This window comes from Escherichia sp. MOD1-EC6842 (assembly GCF_002965705.1).
Lineage (GTDB): Bacteria > Pseudomonadota > Gammaproteobacteria > Enterobacterales > Enterobacteriaceae > Escherichia > Escherichia ruysiae.
The window spans coordinates 162,481-180,779 of record NZ_PTRF01000001.1 but is presented as its reverse complement, the minus strand read 5'-3'; the positions used below and the strand labels follow the sequence as shown (position 1 = coordinate 180,779).

At 50.2% G+C, this 18,299-nt stretch carries 24 protein-coding genes; 15 read left to right on the top strand and 9 right to left on the bottom strand.

All coding sequences use genetic code 11. The features are described from left to right. Positions 1–9: 9 nt before the first annotated feature. From flgD to flgB, 3 genes are read right to left on the bottom strand one after another with little or no spacing between them, the layout of a single operon-like run. Positions 10–705, bottom strand: a complete 696-nt coding sequence (gene flgD, locus A7Z29_RS00965; RefSeq protein ID WP_000020458.1) for a flagellar hook assembly protein FlgD — start codon at positions 703–705, stop codon at positions 10–12. Between the two features lie 11 nt (positions 706–716). After that, a complete protein-coding gene (gene flgC, locus A7Z29_RS00960) occupies positions 717–1,121 on the bottom strand; it encodes a flagellar basal body rod protein FlgC (protein WP_001196460.1) in 405 nt (134 codons plus the stop codon). 3 nt (positions 1,122–1,124) lie between these two features. After that, positions 1,125–1,541 carry a flagellar basal body rod protein FlgB gene (flgB, locus tag A7Z29_RS00955; RefSeq protein WP_000884706.1) on the bottom strand — a complete coding sequence of 139 codons (417 nt, stop codon included), beginning with the start codon at positions 1,539–1,541 and terminating at the stop codon, positions 1,125–1,127. 153 nt (positions 1,542–1,694) lie between these two features. Between flgB and flgA the strand changes: the two genes are divergently transcribed. From flgA to flgN, 3 genes are all read left to right on the top strand, one after another. Continuing rightward, positions 1,695–2,354, top strand: a complete 660-nt coding sequence (gene flgA / locus A7Z29_RS00950) for a flagellar basal body P-ring formation chaperone FlgA (RefSeq protein WP_000880637.1) — start codon at positions 1,695–1,697, stop codon at positions 2,352–2,354. A 75-nt stretch (positions 2,355–2,429) separates the two neighbouring features. Continuing rightward, positions 2,430–2,723 carry a flagellar biosynthesis anti-sigma factor FlgM gene (gene flgM / locus A7Z29_RS00945; protein WP_000020870.1) on the top strand — a complete coding sequence of 98 codons (294 nt, stop codon included), beginning with the start codon at positions 2,430–2,432 and terminating at the stop codon, positions 2,721–2,723. A 4-nt stretch (positions 2,724–2,727) separates the two neighbouring features. After that, a complete protein-coding gene (flgN, locus tag A7Z29_RS00940) occupies positions 2,728–3,144 on the top strand; it encodes a flagella biosynthesis chaperone FlgN (protein ID WP_000197371.1) in 417 nt (138 codons plus the stop codon). 39 nt (positions 3,145–3,183) lie between these two features. On the opposite strand, the gene murJ is transcribed toward flgN, so the two are convergent. The 4 genes from murJ to rimJ form a co-directional block, all read right to left on the bottom strand. Further along, entirely contained in the window at positions 3,184–4,719 is a 1,536-nt protein-coding gene (gene murJ, locus A7Z29_RS00935) for a murein biosynthesis integral membrane protein MurJ (protein ID WP_001050689.1), read from the bottom strand. Between the two features lie 109 nt (positions 4,720–4,828). Then, a complete protein-coding gene (locus A7Z29_RS00930) occupies positions 4,829–5,752 on the bottom strand; it encodes a Gfo/Idh/MocA family protein (protein ID WP_000736172.1) in 924 nt (307 codons plus the stop codon). A gap of 1 nt (position 5,753) precedes the next feature. Further along, a complete protein-coding gene (locus A7Z29_RS00925) occupies positions 5,754–6,401 on the bottom strand; it encodes a YceH family protein (protein WP_000877105.1) in 648 nt (215 codons plus the stop codon). A gap of 10 nt (positions 6,402–6,411) precedes the next feature. Next, positions 6,412–6,996, bottom strand: a complete 585-nt coding sequence (gene rimJ / locus A7Z29_RS00920; RefSeq protein WP_000468197.1) for a ribosomal protein S5-alanine N-acetyltransferase — start codon at positions 6,994–6,996, stop codon at positions 6,412–6,414. A 235-nt stretch (positions 6,997–7,231) separates the two neighbouring features. Between rimJ and mdtH the strand changes: the two genes are divergently transcribed. From mdtH to A7Z29_RS00875, 9 genes are all read left to right on the top strand, one after another. Beyond that, positions 7,232–8,440: a multidrug efflux MFS transporter MdtH gene (gene mdtH / locus A7Z29_RS00915; protein ID WP_000092224.1), complete on the top strand. Its 1,209-nt coding sequence runs from the start codon at positions 7,232–7,234 to the stop codon at positions 8,438–8,440. Between the two features lie 171 nt (positions 8,441–8,611). Further along, entirely contained in the window at positions 8,612–9,172 is a 561-nt protein-coding gene (locus tag A7Z29_RS00910; RefSeq protein ID WP_010345626.1) for a lipoprotein, read from the top strand. A gap of 105 nt (positions 9,173–9,277) precedes the next feature. After that, on the top strand, positions 9,278–10,324 hold the full coding sequence (gene pyrC / locus A7Z29_RS00905) for a dihydroorotase (protein ID WP_000126572.1): 1,047 nt from the start codon (positions 9,278–9,280) through the stop codon (positions 10,322–10,324). Between the two features lie 73 nt (positions 10,325–10,397). Continuing rightward, positions 10,398–10,643: a DNA damage-inducible protein I gene (dinI, locus tag A7Z29_RS00900; RefSeq protein ID WP_001217767.1), complete on the top strand. Its 246-nt coding sequence runs from the start codon at positions 10,398–10,400 to the stop codon at positions 10,641–10,643. Between the two features lie 276 nt (positions 10,644–10,919). Further along, positions 10,920–11,174, top strand: coding sequence for a biofilm formation regulator BssS (gene bssS / locus A7Z29_RS00895; RefSeq protein ID WP_000414435.1), 255 nt, complete (start codon positions 10,920–10,922; stop codon positions 11,172–11,174). Between the two features lie 114 nt (positions 11,175–11,288). Then, the gene (gene solA / locus A7Z29_RS00890) at positions 11,289–12,407 is read left to right on the top strand and encodes an N-methyl-L-tryptophan oxidase (RefSeq protein WP_000872755.1); all 1,119 of its coding nucleotides are present in this window, start codon (positions 11,289–11,291) and stop codon (positions 12,405–12,407) included. A gap of 46 nt (positions 12,408–12,453) precedes the next feature. After that, positions 12,454–12,567: a YceO family protein gene (locus tag A7Z29_RS00885; RefSeq protein ID WP_001253424.1), complete on the top strand. Its 114-nt coding sequence runs from the start codon at positions 12,454–12,456 to the stop codon at positions 12,565–12,567. A 261-nt stretch (positions 12,568–12,828) separates the two neighbouring features. Beyond that, positions 12,829–13,395: a cytochrome b gene (locus A7Z29_RS00880; protein WP_000060038.1), complete on the top strand. Its 567-nt coding sequence runs from the start codon at positions 12,829–12,831 to the stop codon at positions 13,393–13,395. A gap of 1 nt (position 13,396) precedes the next feature. Next, positions 13,397–13,972, top strand: coding sequence for a YceI family protein (locus A7Z29_RS00875; RefSeq protein ID WP_000749261.1), 576 nt, complete (start codon positions 13,397–13,399; stop codon positions 13,970–13,972). A gap of 41 nt (positions 13,973–14,013) precedes the next feature. On the opposite strand, the gene trhO is transcribed toward A7Z29_RS00875, so the two are convergent. Continuing rightward, positions 14,014–15,066 carry an oxygen-dependent tRNA uridine(34) hydroxylase TrhO gene (trhO, locus tag A7Z29_RS00870; RefSeq protein WP_105289686.1) on the bottom strand — a complete coding sequence of 351 codons (1,053 nt, stop codon included), beginning with the start codon at positions 15,064–15,066 and terminating at the stop codon, positions 14,014–14,016. 224 nt (positions 15,067–15,290) lie between these two features. Here trhO and lpxL point away from each other — a divergent pair, with 224 nt between their 5' ends. From lpxL to A7Z29_RS00855, 3 genes are all read left to right on the top strand, one after another. Continuing rightward, entirely contained in the window at positions 15,291–16,211 is a 921-nt protein-coding gene (lpxL, locus tag A7Z29_RS00865) for a kdo(2)-lipid IV(A) lauroyltransferase (protein WP_010345635.1), read from the top strand. Positions 16,212–16,381: 170 nt separating this feature from the next. Then, the gene (mdtG, locus tag A7Z29_RS00860; RefSeq protein ID WP_000050573.1) at positions 16,382–17,608 is read left to right on the top strand and encodes a multidrug efflux MFS transporter MdtG; all 1,227 of its coding nucleotides are present in this window, start codon (positions 16,382–16,384) and stop codon (positions 17,606–17,608) included. Positions 17,609–17,690: 82 nt separating this feature from the next. Then, complete coding sequence (locus tag A7Z29_RS00855; RefSeq protein WP_000180062.1) at positions 17,691–18,065, top strand: MysB family protein; 375 nt, start codon at positions 17,691–17,693, stop codon at positions 18,063–18,065. Here A7Z29_RS00855 and A7Z29_RS00850 read toward each other — a convergent pair whose 3' ends face one another. Further along, the gene (locus A7Z29_RS00850; protein WP_001211109.1) at positions 18,066–18,293 is read right to left on the bottom strand and encodes a YceK/YidQ family lipoprotein; all 228 of its coding nucleotides are present in this window, start codon (positions 18,291–18,293) and stop codon (positions 18,066–18,068) included. Positions 18,294–18,299: the final 6 nt, after the last annotated feature.

Here is an 18,299-nt window from a genome sequence, read left to right as displayed (position 1 = left end):
TGTGAAGGCTTAGATTATCTGCCGTACTTCGTCGAGCGTGGTGGTGCCGTAAGTACCAAGATCCAGCGTATTCCCGTTGTTGCCGCGAATCACGCCCTGTACCAGAGCAAACTGCAGCGGTTGAGCCACTAACTGCGTACCACCGTTACTGGCGCTAATCGCCACGTTATAAGAACCATTTGGAGCGGTTGTGCCATCAGTTAACGTACCGTCCCAGGTGAAACTGTGGACGCCGGCGGTCAGTTCACCGATATCAATAGTGCGCACAACCGCGCCGTTTTTATCAGTGATAGTGGCAGTGACTTTGTCTGCCGCCTGTTGCAGTTCAACACCGAACGGTGTGGTCGTGGTTACCGCACCTTCTTCACTGCCGGTTCCGGCAAGAATAGTGGTGCCGGGGATCATCACACCGTGACCAATCAGGTTACTGGCCTGTAGCGACTGACTGTTGTCTATCTGCCCGGAAATCGAACCGAGCGTAGTATTGAGTTTTTCAATCCCACTGACCGTGCTGATTTGCGCCAGTTGCGACGTCAGCTCGTTGTTTTCCATTGGATTGGTCGGGTCCTGGTTTTTTAGTTGTGCCACCAGCAAGGTCAGAAAACTGCTTTGTAAATCTGCGGCGTTACTGCCCGTGATCGAACTACTGCTGGTAGTGCTGACGCCGGTATTTGTCGGATCGGTGGTGGTTACCGCAATGGACATGGCTTTCTCCTTTATTGACCGAGCGTGAGGGTTTTCAGCATCATGCTTTTCACCGTGTTAAGCACTTCCACGTTGGCCTGATAGCTGCGCGACGCCGACATGGTGTTAACCATCTCCCCGACAACATCAACGTTTGGCATTTTCACGTAGCCCTTCGCGTCCGCCAGCGGATTACCCGGCTCATAAACCAGTTTGTCCGGAGCCTGACTTTCAATAACATCGGCAACCTTTACGCCGCCCGTAGCAGCGCCTGGCGCGGCGTTCACCTGGAACACCACCTGTTTTGCCCGATAAGGTTGTCCGTCTGGGCCAGTCACACTGTCGGCATTAGCCAGATTACTGGCCGCCACGTTCAGACGCTGGGACTGAGCAGTTAACGCCGATCCGGCGATATCAAAAATATTCAGCAGTGCCATCCGTTAATTTCCGCTCTGTAAAACGTTCATCATGCCTTTGATTTGCCCACTCAACGCACTAAGGCTCATCTGGTATTGCAGGCTGTTATCGGCAAACTGGGTACGTTCGCGATCCATATCGACGGTATTGCCGTCCAGCGAAGGCTGATCCGGAATACGGTATTGCAGTTCTGTGGAAGGAGGCGTCAGCGCCTGCGCCGGAATGTGTTGCGTTGAGGTCATGGTCAGCGCAACCACGCTGGTTTCATCTCGTCCACGCTGCATCACTTTTTTAAGTTCACTGGCAAAATCTATATCGCGCGCCTGATAACCAGGGGTATCAGCATTGGCGATATTTGCCGCCAGCACTTCCTGACGCTGGGCGCGCAGATTGAGCGCCTCTTGTTGAAAACGTAAGGCGGCGTCGAGCTTATCGAGCATATCTCCTCCGCAGGTATCAAAATTCTGCCGTCAGCTTAAAGGCTTTACGCGCGCGTTATCGGCGGAATAAACGCAAAATGGGTCGCTATTTATGCCGTTGATGGTCACAACGCGCGGGTACAATTTGGCCTGTAGAAATGGCTGGAGGTGAAAATGCTGGCAATGAAGCGTTGTATGGTGATCATCGCGATACTGTTCAGTCCGCTGAGTGCGGCTGGCGATCTCACATCACAATTGCAAACCTTTTTTGCCGCACAACTGGCAGGGTTGAGTGATGAAGTCCGGGTCTCTATTCGTACTGCGCCCCATTTACTGCCTCCGTGTGAACAGCCATTGCTGTCGATGACCAGCAATTCCCGCCTGTGGGGCAATGTGAATGTGCTGGCGCGCTGCGGCAACAACAAACGATATTTGCAGGTTAATGTGCAGGCCACGGGAAATTATGTGGTTGCTGCGATGCCCGTTGTGCGTGGGGGAAAACTGGAATCTGGCAGTGTCAAACTAAAACACGGACGGCTGGATACCTTACCGCCGCGTACTGTACTGGATGTCAATCAACTTGTTGATGCCGTCAGCCTGCGCGATCTGGCGCCCGAACAGCCTGTACAGCTAACCATGCTGCGCCAGGCCTGGCGAGTCAAAGCCGGTCAACGCGTCAATGTGATTGCCAGCGGGGAGGGATTCAGCGCCAATGCTGAAGGTCAGGCACTGAACAATGCCGCCGTCGCGCAAAATGCTCGTGTCCGCATGGTGTCGGGTCAGGTGGTCAGTGGCGTGGTGGATGCTGATGGGAATATTCTTATAAACCTGTAAGCTGTTAAAGATTGACCGACTATTGCCGATAAATAAGCAACAAATGATAAAAGCGCCCTCAATGAGGAATAAACCATGAGTATTGACCGCACTTCACCTCTGAAGCCCGTAAGCACCGTTCAGCCACGCGAAAACACTGACGCGCCGGTAGCCAATACCCGCTCGACTAAAACGACCGCAGCCACCAGCACCAACGTCACGTTAAGCGATGCGCAGGCAAAATTGATGCAGCCAGGCAGCAGTGATATCAATCTTGAACGCGTAGAAGCGTTGAGACAGGCGATTCGTAACGGTGAGCTAAAAATGGATATCGGCAAAATTGCCGACGCGCTGATCAGCGAAGTACAACAAGACTTACTGAGTAAATAGGCTTATGACGCGTCTTGCAGAGATCCTCGACCAGATGTCCACAGTGCTTAACGAGCTTAAAATGGTGATGGATCAAGAGCAACAACATCTCTCTATGGGGCAGATCAACGGCAGCCAGTTGCAATGGACTACAGAACAAAAAAGCTCACAGCTGGCAACGCTGGATTACCTTGAGCAGTTACGTCGGCAAACACTGGATACTGTAAACAGCGACGAGATCACACAGCGATGGCAGGAAATTACCGTGAAAACGCAGCAACTGCGCCAGTTAAATCAACATAACGGCTGGCTTCTGGAAGGACAGATTGAGCGCAATCAACAGGCGCTGGAGATGCTGAAACCGCATCAGGAACCGACGCTGTACGGGGCTAACGGTCAAACCTCAACGTCCCATCGCGGCAGTAAAAAGATATCTATCTGAAGATTTTCTCCGGCCTGCAATGCAGGCCGGAACGCATTATTACACCGTCCGACGGGCAAACTCTTTAACTTTGAAGCCCAGCACCGCCAGCGCGGCAAAGTATGCCGCGATCCCCGCGACAACAACCGCCATCAAGCGTAGTAAGCGCCAGGGCATAGTGCCCAATGACCACTCTGGCATGATGTGTAACATACCTAACAGCACGCCAGACATCACCAATACGGCTACCAACAAACGCAACAGAAACGCAGTCCAGCCGGGCTGTGGGGTAAAGATTTTCTGCTTACGCAACTGCCAGTACAGCAGCGAAGCATTCAGGCAAGCCGCCAGACCAATGGAAAGCGACAATCCGGCATGTTTCAACGGGCCGATAAACGCCAGGTTCATCAATTGCGTCAGGATCAGCGTGACGATGGCTATTTTTACCGGTGTTTTAATGTCCTGTCGGGAATAAAAGCCCGGAGCCAGCACTTTCACCACAATCAGGCCAATCAAACCCACCGAGTAAGCAATTAACGCCCGCTGGGTCATCAGCGCATCAAAGGCGGTAAATTTACCGTATTGAAACAGTGAAACGGTCAACGGCCCGGAAAGGATACCCAGCGCCACCGCGCTTGGCAGCGCCAGCAAGAAACAAAGACGCAGCCCCCAATCCATCAAGCGGTTGTATTCATCGTGATTGCCGCTGGCAAAACTTTTCGACAGCGACGGTAGCAAAATGGTGCCCAGCGCCACGCCCAGTACGCCAGACGGGAACTCCATTAAACGGTCGGCGTAATACATCCAGGACACAGAACCGGATGCCAAAAACGAGGCAAAAATGGTGTTAATGATCAAGGAGATCTGACTGACAGAGACGCCAAGAATCGCCGGTCCCATCTGTTTCACCACGCGCATCGCACCCGCATCGTGGAAGTTAATGCGTGGCAAAACCAACATGCCTATCTTCTTCAGGTGCGGTAGCTGATAAACCAGTTGCAGGATACCGCCCACCGTTACAGCCCACGCCAGCGCCAGCACAGGCGGATTAAAGTACGGCGCGGCAAACAGCGCAAAACCAATCATGCTGATGTTAAGTAACGTCGGGGCAAATGCCGGAATCGAAAAACGGTTCCAGGTATTGAGAATCGCCCCCACCAGCGACGCCAGGGAGATCAGCAAAATATAGGGAAAAGTAATCTGTAATAGCTGGGTAGTCAGGGCAAATTTGTCGGCAGTATCAGCAAAGCCCGGCGCGGTCACCATGATTACCCACGGCGCGGCGAGCATCCCGGCAACCGTCACAACCGCCAGCGCGAGTGTCAGCAGACCAGAAACATAAGAGACAAAGACCCGCGTGGCGTCTTCACCCTGCTTGCTTTTATATTCCGCCAGAATCGGCACAAATGCCTGGGAGAAGGCTCCTTCAGCAAAAATACGGCGCAACAAGTTAGGAAGTTTAAAAGCGACAAAAAAGGCGTCGGTTGCCATCCCTGCGCCAAAGATTCTGGCGACAATTGCGTCACGTGCGAAGCCAAGCACACGCGAAAACATGGTCATCGAGCTGACGGCGGCCAGCGATTTTAATAAATTCATCGGTGTTCTAATCCAGACCCACGGGCAAAACGCCTGCAAGGCAGGCGCTGAAAGAGGCGAATAGTCTACCTGGATTATGGTGAATTGCTACCGCCAGATGTTACAGGGTTTATTCACTCATCGCGTCGCGCCAGATCTTGTCAACGATGCGCTGCGCCAGCACCGCCTGTTCACCGGCGGTTTGCGGAACTGTCTGATTTTGCACGCATTCAATGAAGTGACGTGCGCAACCAACAAATCCACGCTGCTCAAGGGTACTCTGCCAGCCTGGAATCGGTTTATGCACTACCCCCTGCCCGCGCTCCTCACGCCATTCACGCATATCCGTAATGTCGATGAGCGCACCGTCAGTCACGGCCTGCACGGCTTCACGCTGACTTCCGGCACGGCGATGCATACTGGTGGTAATCTGCAAAGAACCCGCAGAAAAATGGTGCTCGGCAAATAGCATTTCGCCAGCGTCGTTAGTCAGTAGCGTGCCGCCATCCAGAGAGGCTTTACCGCCAGACAACCACAGCGCGGTATCCACCACATGCAGATAATCATCCAGCAACGTGAAATAAAGATCGTGCGGCCCGACACTATTGCTACGATGCTTATCCATTCTTAGCGAGGCCGCCGTAGCGAGTTGCGTTTTTAACTCACAGTAGAGAGGTGCGAAACGGCGGTTAAAACCGACCATCAGGGTGAGTTTTTTCCGTGCTGCCAGTTCCACCAGCCGCTCGGCATCACGCAGATTTTCCGCCAGCGGTTTATCAACACAAACATGCACCCCCGCATTTAACAGCGCACTGACAACCTCAAAGTGGCTGGCAGTGCTTGAATGCACGAAAACCGCATCGCAACTGGCGGCGAGGCTGGATAACGAATCAGCGTAGGGAATGCGCCAGCTTTCACAAACTGGCAGGGCTTTCTCACGCGTTGGCGACCACGCGCCTTGTAACGTCCAGTCTGATGCTGCCGCCAGCACCGGTAACCACGCTTTTTGCGCGATGCCGCCTAATCCCACTACGCCGATACGTAATTTTTTCACTTTAATCTCCCAGATGGGCCAGCAATGAATCAAGACGCTGTTTCAGTTCTGCCACTTCGATTTCCAGTGCTTCGACACGAGCCTGTAAATCGCCGTCAACCGCGTTCGACGACTCCGTTAACACCGGTTGATCCTCAACCTCACCGCTGAAAAGATGCATATAACGGCTTTCACGTTTACCCGGGTCACGAGCCAGGCGAACCACAAAAGGCCCGTCTTCACGATTAGCCAGTTGTTCCAGCGTGGACTCCACTTCCGCCATATCGCTAAATTCATACATCCGCGCCGCGCGGCTGCGCAATTCGCCTGGCGTCTGGGCACCGCGTAACAACAAAGTGGTTATCAACGCCACTTCTGCGGCACTCAGTTTCAGATCGCCAAATTCTGAATTACAAAAGCGTTGCTCATATTTGGTGACCCGATTACCAAAACCGCTCACCGTGCGTAAATAATGACGTTTGACCAGATTATCCAGCTGCTCCTGCACCTCGGATTCACTCAGATTCATTACCGGTTCACGGTTCGTTTTCTGATTACAGGCCGTTACTACACCATTTACAGAAAGCGGATATTGCTCCGGCGTTGTCACCTGTTTTTCCAGCAAGCAGCCAATCACGCGGGCTTCCAGTGCAGTAAGTTGATATTTCATGAGATTCTCCTTAGCGGCCGGGCGTCCAGTCTGGGGTGGTTAATGCCGTCAGTACGTGATCGCGCCATTGTCCATCAATCAACAAATAATCTTTCGCATAGCCTTCTTTTTCAAAACCCAGTCGCGCAAGTAAATCACCGCTGCGTTTATTGTGCGGCATATAGTTGGCCATAATGCGATGAATATGTTGGGTGCGCTGCATATAACGAATGGCGGCGGTCAGGGCTTCAAACATTAGCCCTTTGCCCTGCCATTTTTGCCCAATCGAATAACCGAGATAGCAGGCATGAAAAGATCCTCGCACCACATTAGAAAAATTGGCAACGCCAATAATCTCTTTCTCATCCGGGTCGAACAACCCAAAATAGAATGCAGAACCTTGTTTATGAAATTCATTAATCATGCTTAACCTGGCCTGCCAGCCTGAAGGATAGCAGTGGCTTTCGTCGCGCACTGGCTCCCAGGGCTTGAGGAAATGGCGATTCTCTGCGTAATAATCCGCCAGCCGCCAGGCATCACGATCATGCACCAGACGCACGACCAGTCGGTCCGTGGTTAAGCGCACTTTTGGCACGTTACTGCGATAGCCAAACATTCTATACCTACTCCTTCCCGTAACGTCTTTAATACGCTGTAAGTATTACTATACCTGCGCAACCAGAGCCTGTGAAAAGTCCAAAATGCCATTTCCTGCATTATTCACATATTTGATAAAAACTCTCTATCAAAGAGGGCTTTCGATAAAAAAATATTGTCCCGGGAATTGTGGGAAAAGTATTAGCGACCATGCAGAATAGAAAGTGCTCATCTTTTATTTCCCAGGAGGGGAAATGTCGCGCGTGTCGCAGGCGAGGAACCTGGGTAAATATTTCCTGCTCATCGATAATATGCTGGTCGTGCTGGGGTTCTTTGTTGTCTTCCCGCTGATCTCCATCCGCTTCGTTGATCAAATGGGCTGGGCCGCCGTAATGGTCGGTATTGCCCTCGGTCTGCGTCAGTTCATTCAACAAGGGTTGGGTATTTTTGGCGGCGCAATTGCCGACCGCTTTGGCGCTAAACCAATGATTGTCACCGGTATGCTGATGCGCGCCGCCGGATTCGCCACTATGGGCATCGCCCAGGAGCCCTGGTTACTGTGGTTTTCCTGCCTTCTCTCAGGTCTTGGCGGCACTCTTTTCGATCCGCCGCGTTCGGCGCTGGTGGTCAAATTGATTCGCCCGCAGCAACGTGGGCGCTTTTTCTCGTTGTTGATGATGCAGGACAGTGCCGGTGCGGTCATTGGCGCTTTGTTGGGAAGCTGGCTGTTGCAATATGATTTCCGCCTGGTCTGCGCCACAGGGGCGATTCTATTTGTACTGTGTGCAGCGTTTAATGCCTGGTTGTTACCGGCATGGAAACTCTCTACCGTGCGCACGCCAGTCCGCGAAGGCATGGCTCGCGTGATGCGTGATAAACGTTTTGTCACCTACGTCCTGACGCTGGCGGGCTACTACATGCTTGCCGTTCAGGTGATGTTGATGCTGCCGATTATGGTCAACGACGTCGCCGGAGCGCCCTCTGCCGTTAAATGGATGTATGCCATTGAAGCATGTCTCTCCTTAACCTTGCTCTACCCTATCGCTCGCTGGAGCGAAAGGCGTTTTCGTCTGGAACACCGGTTGATGGCTGGGTTGTTGATAATGTCATTAAGCATGATGCCGGTGGGCATGGTCAGCAGCCTGCAACAACTTTTCACCCTGATTTGTCTGTTTTATATCGGTTCGATCATTGCCGAACCTGCGCGTGAAACCTTAAGCGCCTCGCTGGCGGATGCGCGAGCACGCGGCAGCTATATGGGTTTTAGCCGTCTGGGTCTGGCCATTGGCGGCGCTATTGGCTATATCGGCGGCGGTTGGCTGTTTGATCTGGGAAAGTCGGCACAACAACCAGAGTTACCGTGGATGATGTTGGGCATTATTGGCATAATCACCTTCCTTGCGCTGGGTTGGCAATTTAGCCAGAAACGCGCGGCGCGTCGGTTGCTGGAACGCGACGCCTGAAAACGCGATGCTTTCTGTTACCATTGCTCGCCCTGTCAACCTGACACGCCTTAACAGCTTGTTATTACCTGCCGCCGCAGAATTCAGTTTTTTCTGCTGGCGAGTTTAACGCTGGTGGCACATGCTGCGTTGTGTCAGGATATTGACGCAGATTTCATGTCGAGGACTACCATGAACAAGTTTTTATTTGCCGCTGCATTGCTCGTCAGCGGCCTGCTCGTTGGCTGTAATCAACTCACCCAGTACACGATTAGCGAACAAGAAATTAACCAGTCACTTGAGAAACATAATAATTTCTCGAAAGATATCGGTTTGCCCGGCGTAGCGGATGCCCATATTGTTCTGACAAACCTGGCCAGCCAAATTGGTCGCGAAGAGCCGAATAAGATAACCTTAACCGGGGATGCAAATCTGGATATGAACTCCCTGTTCGGCAGCCAGAAAGCGACCATGAAACTAAAACTGAAAGCACTGCCGGTTTTCGATAAAGAAAAAGGCGCTATCTTCCTGAAGGAAATGGAAGTGGTCGATGCGACGGTACAACCGGAAAAAATGCAGACAGTGATGCAAACGTTGCTCCCCTATTTGAATCAGGCATTACGCAACTACTTTAACCAGCAACCGGCTTACATTCTGCGCGAAGATGGCAGCAAAGGTGAAGCAATGGCGAAAAAACTGGCGAAAGGTATTGAGGTGAAACCTGGCGAAATTGTCATTCCGTTTACTGATTAAACACGAGGGCGCATTCGCGCCCTTTATTTTTCGTGCAAAGGAAAACGTTTCCGCTTATCCTTTGTGTCCGGCAAAAACATCCCTTCAGCCGGAGCATAGAGATTAATGACTGCACCATCCCAGGTATTAAAGATCCGCCGCCCAGACGACTGGCACCTTCACCTCCGCGATGGCGACATGTTAAAAACTGTCGTGCCGTATACCAGCCAAACCTATGGTCGGGCCATCGTTATGCCCAATCTGGCACCGCCCGTGACGACCGTTGAAGCTGCCGTGGCTTATCGTCAACGTATTCTTGACGCCGTCCCTGCCGGGCACGACTTCATCCCGCTGATGACCTGCTACCTAACTGATTCACTGGATGCAGACGAACTGGAGCGAGGGTTTAACGAAGGCGTGTTCACCGCTGCAAAACTTTACCCAGCAAACGCGACCACCAACTCCAGCCACGGCGTGACGTCGGTTGACGCTATCATGCCCGTACTGGAGCGAATGGAAAAAATGGGTATGCCACTGCTGGTACACGGAGAGGTGACACACGCCGACATCGACATTTTTGACCGTGAAGCGCGCTTTATTGAAACTGTTATGGAGCCGCTACGCCAACGTCTGGCTGGGCTGAAAGTGGTTTTTGAGCACATCACGACGAAAGATGCCGCTGAATATGTTCGTGACGGTAATGAACTGCTGGCTGCTACCATTACACCCCAGCATTTGATGTTTAACCGTAACCATATGCTGGTTGGTGGCATACGTCCGCATCTGTACTGCCTGCCCATTCTCAAACGTAATGTGCATCAACAGGCGCTGCGTGAACTGGTCGCCAGTGGCTTTAGTCGCGTTTTCCTTGGGACTGACTCCGCGCCACATGCGCGTCATCGCAAAGAGAGTAGCTGCGGTTGTGCCGGCTGTTTTAATGCCCCAACGGCGCTGGGCAGTTACGCCACTGTCTTTGAAGAAATGAATGCGTTACAGCACTTTGAAGCATTCTGTTCTTTAAACGGCCCGCAGTTCTATGGTTTGCCAGTCAACGAATCGTTTATTGAACTGGTACGCGAAGAGCAGAAAGTGGCTGAAAGCATCGCTCTGACTGACGACACGTTGGTGCCATTCCTGGCCGGAGAAACAGTACGCTGGACAGTTAAACAATAAAAAACGTAGTTCCCTGTTGTCATTAGGTTATTTTACCTGTATAAATAACCAGTATATTAAACAGGGGGCTATTATGAGAATTGAAGTCACCATAGCGAAAACTTCTCCATTACCTGCCGGAGCCATTGACGCTCTGGCAGTTGAACTTTCCCGCCGTATTCAATATGCGTTTCCTGATAACGAAGGTCATGTTTCTGTTCGTTATGCCGCAGCTAATAATTTATCGGTTATTGGCGCAACAAAAGAAGATAAACAGCGCATTAGCGAAATTCTGCAAGAAACATGGGAAAGCGCAGATGACTGGTTCGTTAGCGAATAATATGCAGTAATGTTTGTTTTTGCCGGGTCGCCCCGGCTTTTTTATTTTCAGCACAAAATTTCTACACTTCCTCAAAATAATTGCACGATATGCTAAAAAAATATGAATGACATGCTGTTTTATTGTTCATATAAATCTTAAAAACAAAAAAATATCTCTTTCCCCCTTTAAAAATTCTGTGGATACCCTTACTTATTGGTATACTGAAGTTGCTTCAGATAAAAATGCATTGAACCTCGAATAACGTTGTCTAGTAACACGAATTAGGGGGCCATGATGGAAAAAAACAATGAAGTCATTCAGACTCATCCGCTCGTAGGGTGGGACATCAGCACCGTTGATAGCTATGATGCTCTGATGTTGCGTTTGCACTACCAGACCCCAAATAAGTCCGAGCAGGAAGGGACTGAAGTTGGTCAGACACTCTGGTTAACTACTGATGTTGCCAGACAATTTATTTCGATATTAGAAGCAGGAATCGCCAAAATTGAATCGGGTGATTTCCATGTAAATGAGTATCGTCGTCATTAACTTGACATGACCATCCACCCAAAAGGCACCAGATTGGTGCCTTTACTATTTCTGGGTTGTATATCTGCATTCACTTAATTACTCTGCTTAAACCATGAGAGCAGAGAGAAAAAAATGAAATACGATCTCATCATTATTGGCAGCGGTTCCGTAGGCGCTGCAGCCGGGTATTATGCCACTCGGGCCGGTTTGAAAGTGCTGATGACCGACGCCCATATGCCGCCGCACCAACACGGCAGCCACCACGGTGATACACGATTAATTCGCCATGCTTATGGTGAAGGTGAAAAGTATGTTCCGTTGGTACTTCGCGCGCAAACCCTGTGGGATGAACTCTCCCGTTACAACGAAGAAGACCCCATTTTTGTGCGCTCTGGCGTCATTAACCTCGGCCCAGCCGACTCCGAATTCCTCGCCAATGTCGCCCACAGCGCGGAACAATGGCAACTCAACGTCGAAAAACTGGATGCGCAAACCATTATGGCTCGCTGGCCTGAAATACGCGTCCCTGACAATTACATCGGCTTGTTTGAGGCTGATTCTGGCTTTCTGCGCAGCGAACTGGCAATTAAAACCTGGATCCAACTGGCGAAGGAAGCTGGCTGTGCCCAACTGTTCAACTGCCCGGTCACCGCAATTCGTCATGACGATGACGGCGTAACTATTGAAACAGCTGACGGCGAGTATCAGGCGAAAAAAGCGATCGTCTGCGCGGGAACCTGGGTAAAAGACCTGTTGCCAGAACTGCCTGTCCAGCCAGTACGCAAAGTGTTCGCCTGGTATCAGGCCGATGGTCGTTATAGCGTGAAAAATAAATTTCCGGCCTTTACCGGAGAACTGCCCAATGGCGATCAGTATTACGGCTTTCCCGCCGAAAATGACGCTCTGAAAATTGGAAAACATAATGGTGGTCAGGTGATTCATTCAGCGGATGAACGCGTTCCGTTTGCTGAAATCGCCAGTGACGGTTCTGAAGCATTTCCCTTCTTACGTAGCATACTGCCGGGCATTGGTTGCTGCCTGTACGGCGCTGCCTGTACCTACGATAATTCGCCTGATGAAGATTTTATTATCGACACCCTGCCCGGTCACGATAATACGCTGCTGATTACCGGCCTGAGTGGTCACGGATTTAAATTTGCATCGGTATTAGGGGAAATAGCCGCCGATTTTGCGCAAGGTATAAATAGCGATTTTGATTTGACGCCATTCAGACTTTCCCGCTTCAAATAATCATCATCACGGCCTCAAAATGAGGCCGTTTTTACAGGAGTATTTAATGCGTCGGCTGTTGAACTATCTCATCAATAATATTCGCGAGCATCTGATGCTTTATCTTTTTCTGTGGGGATTATTGGCCATTATGGATCTGATCTACGTGATTTATTTTTAACCACGCAGCATTGACATAAATTGACAAAAACTTAATCTCTCTTTCATTTGGTGTGAAAAATTGAATAAGCTTATGTCTCTCTTAACTTCATTCCCCAGACATACCTCATCCTGAAACCACTAAACTTATGAAGATTCTTTCATTATTAAATCAAAATTATTGAAATAAAAATAAATATCATTTGAATTGTTATTTTTAAGTTGCAATTCATTCTCCAACGCGCCATTTTCATTCTTTCGCAAATAAGTTTCGGATGCACTGATGTCCCTTACAAATACCCCCAAACGCTATGGTGTTATATCAATGACCTTTCATTGGCTGAGTGCAATCATTATCTACTGCATGTTTGCTTTAGGGCTATGGATGGTAACACTCAGTTATTACGATGGCTGGTATCACAAAGCACCAGAGCTGCATAAAAGCGTCGGTATTCTGCTCATGATGGGGCTGGTTATACGCATTCTGTGGCGTGTTATATCCCCACCACCTGGTCCGTTGCAAAGTTATTCGACCATGACGCGTCTCGGCGCACAAATTGGACATCTCGCGCTATACCTTTTGCTCTTCGCCATTGGCATCAGCGGCTATCTCATCTCGACCGCCGATGGCAAACCAATCAGCGTTTTTGGCTGGTTTGACATCCCCGCGACCCTTGCCGATGCTGGCGCACAGGCTGACTTAGCCGGTGCCCTGCATTTTTGGCTAGCGTGGAGCGTCGTCGTACTGTCCGTTATGCACGGATTTATGGCCCTGAAGCATCATTTCATCGATAAAGACGACACCCTGAAGCGTATGCTGGGAAAATCGTCATCTGACTATGGAGTATAAAATGAAAAAAAGCCTGCTTGGTTTAACCTTCGCTTCCCTGATGTTCTCTGCCGGTTCAGCTGTCGCCGCCGATTACAAAATTGACAAAGAAGGTCAGCACGCCTTTGTCAATTTCCGCATCCAGCATCTTGGCTATAGCTGGTTATATGGCACCTTTAAAGATTTCGACGGTACTTTTACCTTTGATGAAAAGAACCCAGCTGCTGATAAAGTGAATGTGACAATTAACACCACCAGCGTCGATACCAATCACGCCGAACGTGATAAGCATCTTCGCAGCGCAGATTTCCTCAACACCGCAAAATATCCGCAGGCGACGTTCACTTCTACCAGCGTGAAGAAAGACGGTGATGAGCTGGATATTACGGGCGATCTGACACTCAATGGCGTAACCAAACCAGTAACGCTGGAAGCAAAATTGATTGGTCAGGGCGACGATCCGTGGGGCGGTAAACGTGCGGGCTTCGAGGCAGAAGGCAAAATTAAGCTGAAAGACTTCAACATTAAGACTGATTTAGGTCCAGCTTCGCAGGAGGTTGATCTGATTATTTCGGTGGAAGGTGTACAGCAGAAGTAATGCATAGATGTTGCCGGATGACGCGCATCCGGCACGAATGTTTATTTTGTTGGCTCAGGAATGACCAGCGTCGTGTTCAGCCGTCCACGCGATTTATTAAAGATCTTATTGCCATTTTCTCGCCCGGCACGACGGCGGCGCTGTTCTTCTGGCGGTAATGCGCTTTCTTCACAGCAAATCTCACTACAACAGCCCTTGAATTTCTCGGCACATGCCGGACACTGGATAAACAACAGATGACAGCCATCATTTCTACAATTGGTATGGCTGTCACAAGGTGTGCCGCACTGATGACAATGCGCAATAATTTCGTCAGAGATCCGCTCGCCCATCCGCTCGTCAAAAACAAAATTTTTACCAATAAAGCGGACAGGCAAACCTTGTTCACGCGCCTTACGAGCGTATTCAATAATCCCGCCTTCAATATGCCAGACTTTATTGAATCCGTTATGTTTCATCCAGGCACTGGCCTTTTCACAACGAATGCCGCCGGTGCAGTACATCACAATTTTTTTATCTTTATGTGCCTGCATCATCTCGACTGCTTTTGGCAGCTGCTCACGGAAGGTATCTGCCGGAATTTCCAGCGCGTTTTCAAAGTGCCCCACTTCATACTCATAGTGGTTACGCATGTCGATAAATAGTGCATCGGGATCGTCAAGCATGGCGTTCACTTCCGCCGCTTGCAGATACTCACCAACATTGCTGGCATCAAAGTGAGTATCGTCAATACCGTCGGCAACAATGCGATCGCGTACCTTCATGCGCAGTACCCAGAAGGATTTCCCGTCATCATCCAGCGCAATATTCAGACGTAAACCGTTTAAAGCAGGATCAAAAGCATAAAGCTGTGCGCGAAATGTCTCTACGTTGCTCGCCGGTACGCTGATTTGTGCGTTGATCCCTTCATGCGCCAGATAGACCCGCCCAAAGACATTCAACGCGGTAAATAGCTTATATAAAGCATCGCGGGTCGTTTTGGGATCGGTAATGTGGAAATATTTATAGAACGAAATGGTGGTACGTGGTTCGCTCTCGGCCAGCATTTTGGCTTTCAGCGCGTCATTAGAAATGCGGTTGTGTAACACTGGCATGGTGTACGGTTCCTGCAGGGTGGGAAAGTAAAAATCCGCAGCATGATATAGCAATTATCGACAATTAACATCCATACATTTTACGCTACATTTGCGCATTAAAAATTATTAATGATTTACATACGCGGTAATTTCGCCCAGTCTTCGGTCACAAATTTTGGTTGCGGACGAAAAAATGCGACAATACATACAATTGCCCGTATAGGTTGAAAGACAGGATTTATATGACGAATCTACCCAAGTTCTCCACCGCACTGCTTCATCCGCGTTATTGGTTAACCTGGTTGGGTATTGGCGTACTTTGGTTGGTCGTGCAATTGCCCTACCCGGTCATCTACCGTCTCGGTTGTGGATTAGGAAAACTGGCGTTACATGTTATGAAACGTCGCGCCAAAATTGTACATCGCAACCTGGAACTGTGCTTCCCGGAGATGAGCGAACAAGAACGCCATGAAATGATGGTGAAGAATTTCGAATCCGTTGGGATGGGGTTGATGGAAACCGGCATGGCGTGGTTCTGGTCGGATCGTCGAATTGCCCGCTGGACGGAAGTGATTGGCATGGAACATATCCGTGACGTGCAGGCGCAAAAGCGCGGCATTCTGTTGGTCGGCATCCATTTCCTGACGCTGGAGCTGGGCGCAAGGCAATTTGGTATGCAGGAACCGGGTATCGGCGTCTATCGCCCAAACGATAATCCGTTGCTCGACTGGCTGCAAACCTGGGGGCGCCTGCGTTCGAATAAGTCGATGCTTGATCGCAAAGACTTAAAAGGAATGATCCGGGCACTAAAGAAAGGCGAAGTGGTCTGGTATGCGCCAGATCATGATTACGGCCCGCGCTCAAGTGTTTTCGTGCCGCTGTTTGCTGTTGAGCAGGCGGCGACCACCAGTGGCACCTGGATGCTGGCGAAAATGTCTGGTGCGTGCCTGGTGCCGTTTGTTCCGCGTCGTAAGCCAGACGGCAAAGGGTATCAGTTGATCATGCTGCCGCCAGAGTGTTCACCTCCGTTGGATAACGCTGAAATCACCGCTGCATGGATGAATAAAGTGGTCGAAAAATGCATCATGATGGCACCGGAACAGTATATGTGGCTACATCGTCGCTTTAAAACGCGCCCGGAAGGCGTACCTTCACGCTATTAAATCTCCCTTGCCGGATGTTTCGAACTGCATCCGGCATTACCACTACAAATCCTCCTGATTTAGCGATAAAAGCTCTGTACATTGCGTCACCTATAAGTCAGGCGCATAATTAGTGTGCTTACTTTTTCTTCTTTTAATCACCGCGCCTGGCGCACCAACAGCGGATTGCTATGTCACTCTGTGAAAATGACACCCCCATAAACTGGAAACGAAACCTGATCGTTGCCTGGCTAGGTTGTTTTCTTACCGGTGCCGCCTTCAGTCTGGTGATGCCATTCTTACCCCTCTACGTTGAGCAACTTGGCATCACCGGCCACAGCGCGCTGAATATGTGGTCGGGGATTGTCTTCAGTATTACCTTTTTATTTTCCGCCATCGCCTCCCCTTTCTGGGGCGGGCTTGCCGACCGCAAAGGCAGAAAAATCATGTTATTGCGTTCTGCTCTCGGCATGGGCATCGTGATGGTGCTGATGGGGCTGGCGCAAAATATCTGGCAGTTTTTGATTCTGCGGGCGCTGCTTGGTTTGCTTGGCGGATTTGTCCCCAACGCCAATGCTCTTATCGCCACACAAGTACCGCGTAATAAAAGCGGCTGGGCGCTGGGCACGCTCTCCACCGGCGGCGTTAGCGGCGCGTTGCTCGGCCCGATGGCTGGTGGCTTACTCGCTGATAACTACGGCTTACGTCCGGTATTCTTTATTACCGCCAGTGTGCTCATACTCTGCTTTTTCGTCACCCTGTTTTGTATCAGAGAAAAATTCCAGCCCGTCAGCAAAAAAGAGATGCTGCACATGCGGGAAGTCGTAACATCGCTTAAAAATCCGAAACTGGTACTTAGCCTGTTTGTCACAACATTAATTATCCAGATTGCTACTGGATCTATCGCACCAATCCTGACGCTGTATGTCCGCGAACTGGCAGGAAATGTCAGTAATATCGCCTTTATTAGTGGCATGATCGCCTCCGTGCCCGGCGTGGCTGCACTGCTAAGTGCTCCACGACTTGGTAAACTTGGCGATCGTATCGGGCCAGAAAAGATCCTGATAACTGCGCTGATCTTTTCTGTGCTGCTGTTGATCCCAATGTCTTATGTCCAGACACCACTGCAACTGGGGATTTTACGCTTTTTGCTCGGCGCCGCAGACGGCGCTCTGCTCCCAGCCGTACAAACGTTGCTGGTTTATAATTCGACCAACCAAATCGCCGGACGCATTTTCAGCTATAACCAGTCGTTTCGCGATATTGGCAACGTTACGGGGCCGTTGATGGGCGCAGCTATTTCAGCACACTACGGCTTTCGTGCTGTATTTCTGGTTACCGCCGGAGTCGTTTTGTTTAACGCGGTCTATTCGTGGAACAGCCTGCGCCGTCGCCGACTCCCCCAGGTATCGAACTGATTTTTCACCTTTCATACTTGCAAAAGCGGAGAATCAGCTATTCTTTCCCTGAACACCTCAGCAAATCAAAGGGAGAGTCGTGATGACTATGTACGCAACGCTTGAAGAAGCCATTGATGCCGCACGCGAAGAATTTCTTGCTGACAACCCCGGCATCGACGCCGAAGAAGCGAATGTGCAACAGTTCAATGTCCAGAAATATATTCTGCAAGATGGCGACATTATGTGGCAGGTTGAGTTTTTAGCCGATGAGGGCGAAGAAGGTGAATGCCTGCCAATGTTCAGTGGAGAAGCCGCACAAAGCATCTTTGATGGCGACTATGATGAGATTGAAATCCGCCAGGAATGGCAGGAAGAAAATACCCTGCATGAATGGGACGAAGGTGAATTTCAGCTTGAACCACCGCTGGATACCGAAGAAGGACGCGCAGCAGCAGATGAGTGGGATGAGCGTTAATTACTCATATGCTCCGTGATGAATGTCGATCGGTAGCAGTAAGGTATCAAAGACTAAAGAGAAAGGGAGATCAAGGATTGTGACATAGCGCCATGCGGAGTCACGTACATCCCATTGCACGCCGGGATAATATTGGTTGCCATGCCCCTGTCCCGGTATGGTGCGGCTAATGATGCTGCCACAACCACTCAGCAAGGTAACCATGATGCTGACTACGATGAAACGCATTTGAAC

Coding starts and splice junctions, on each gene's coding strand:
- pyrC (WP_000126572.1), top strand. CDS start 9,278: ATGACTGCACCATCCCAGGTATTAAAGATCCGCCGCCCAGACGACTGG.
- dinI (WP_001217767.1), top strand. CDS start 10,398: ATGAGAATTGAAGTCACCATAGCGAAAACTTCTCCATTACCTGCCGGA.
- flgD (WP_000020458.1), bottom strand. CDS start 705: ATGTCCATTGCGGTAACCACCACCGATCCGACAAATACCGGCGTCAGC.
- A7Z29_RS00880 (WP_000060038.1), top strand. CDS start 12,829: ATGTCCCTTACAAATACCCCCAAACGCTATGGTGTTATATCAATGACC.
- flgM (WP_000020870.1), top strand. CDS start 2,430: ATGAGTATTGACCGCACTTCACCTCTGAAGCCCGTAAGCACCGTTCAG.
- murJ (WP_001050689.1), bottom strand. CDS start 4,719: ATGAATTTATTAAAATCGCTGGCCGCCGTCAGCTCGATGACCATGTTT.
- solA (WP_000872755.1), top strand. CDS start 11,289: ATGAAATACGATCTCATCATTATTGGCAGCGGTTCCGTAGGCGCTGCA.
- flgC (WP_001196460.1), bottom strand. CDS start 1,121: ATGGCACTGCTGAATATTTTTGATATCGCCGGATCGGCGTTAACTGCT.
- A7Z29_RS00850 (WP_001211109.1), bottom strand. CDS start 18,293: ATGCGTTTCATCGTAGTCAGCATCATGGTTACCTTGCTGAGTGGTTGT.
- flgN (WP_000197371.1), top strand. CDS start 2,728: ATGACGCGTCTTGCAGAGATCCTCGACCAGATGTCCACAGTGCTTAAC.
- trhO (WP_105289686.1), bottom strand. CDS start 15,066: ATGCCAGTGTTACACAACCGCATTTCTAATGACGCGCTGAAAGCCAAA.
- A7Z29_RS00855 (WP_000180062.1), top strand. CDS start 17,691: ATGACTATGTACGCAACGCTTGAAGAAGCCATTGATGCCGCACGCGAA.
- mdtH (WP_000092224.1), top strand. CDS start 7,232: ATGTCGCGCGTGTCGCAGGCGAGGAACCTGGGTAAATATTTCCTGCTC.
- mdtG (WP_000050573.1), top strand. CDS start 16,382: ATGTCACTCTGTGAAAATGACACCCCCATAAACTGGAAACGAAACCTG.
- flgA (WP_000880637.1), top strand. CDS start 1,695: ATGCTGGCAATGAAGCGTTGTATGGTGATCATCGCGATACTGTTCAGT.
- A7Z29_RS00875 (WP_000749261.1), top strand. CDS start 13,397: ATGAAAAAAAGCCTGCTTGGTTTAACCTTCGCTTCCCTGATGTTCTCT.
- rimJ (WP_000468197.1), bottom strand. CDS start 6,996: ATGTTTGGCTATCGCAGTAACGTGCCAAAAGTGCGCTTAACCACGGAC.
- A7Z29_RS00910 (WP_010345626.1), top strand. CDS start 8,612: ATGAACAAGTTTTTATTTGCCGCTGCATTGCTCGTCAGCGGCCTGCTC.
- A7Z29_RS00885 (WP_001253424.1), top strand. CDS start 12,454: ATGCGTCGGCTGTTGAACTATCTCATCAATAATATTCGCGAGCATCTG.
- bssS (WP_000414435.1), top strand. CDS start 10,920: ATGGAAAAAAACAATGAAGTCATTCAGACTCATCCGCTCGTAGGGTGG.
- lpxL (WP_010345635.1), top strand. CDS start 15,291: ATGACGAATCTACCCAAGTTCTCCACCGCACTGCTTCATCCGCGTTAT.
- A7Z29_RS00925 (WP_000877105.1), bottom strand. CDS start 6,401: ATGAAATATCAACTTACTGCACTGGAAGCCCGCGTGATTGGCTGCTTG.
- flgB (WP_000884706.1), bottom strand. CDS start 1,541: ATGCTCGATAAGCTCGACGCCGCCTTACGTTTTCAACAAGAGGCGCTC.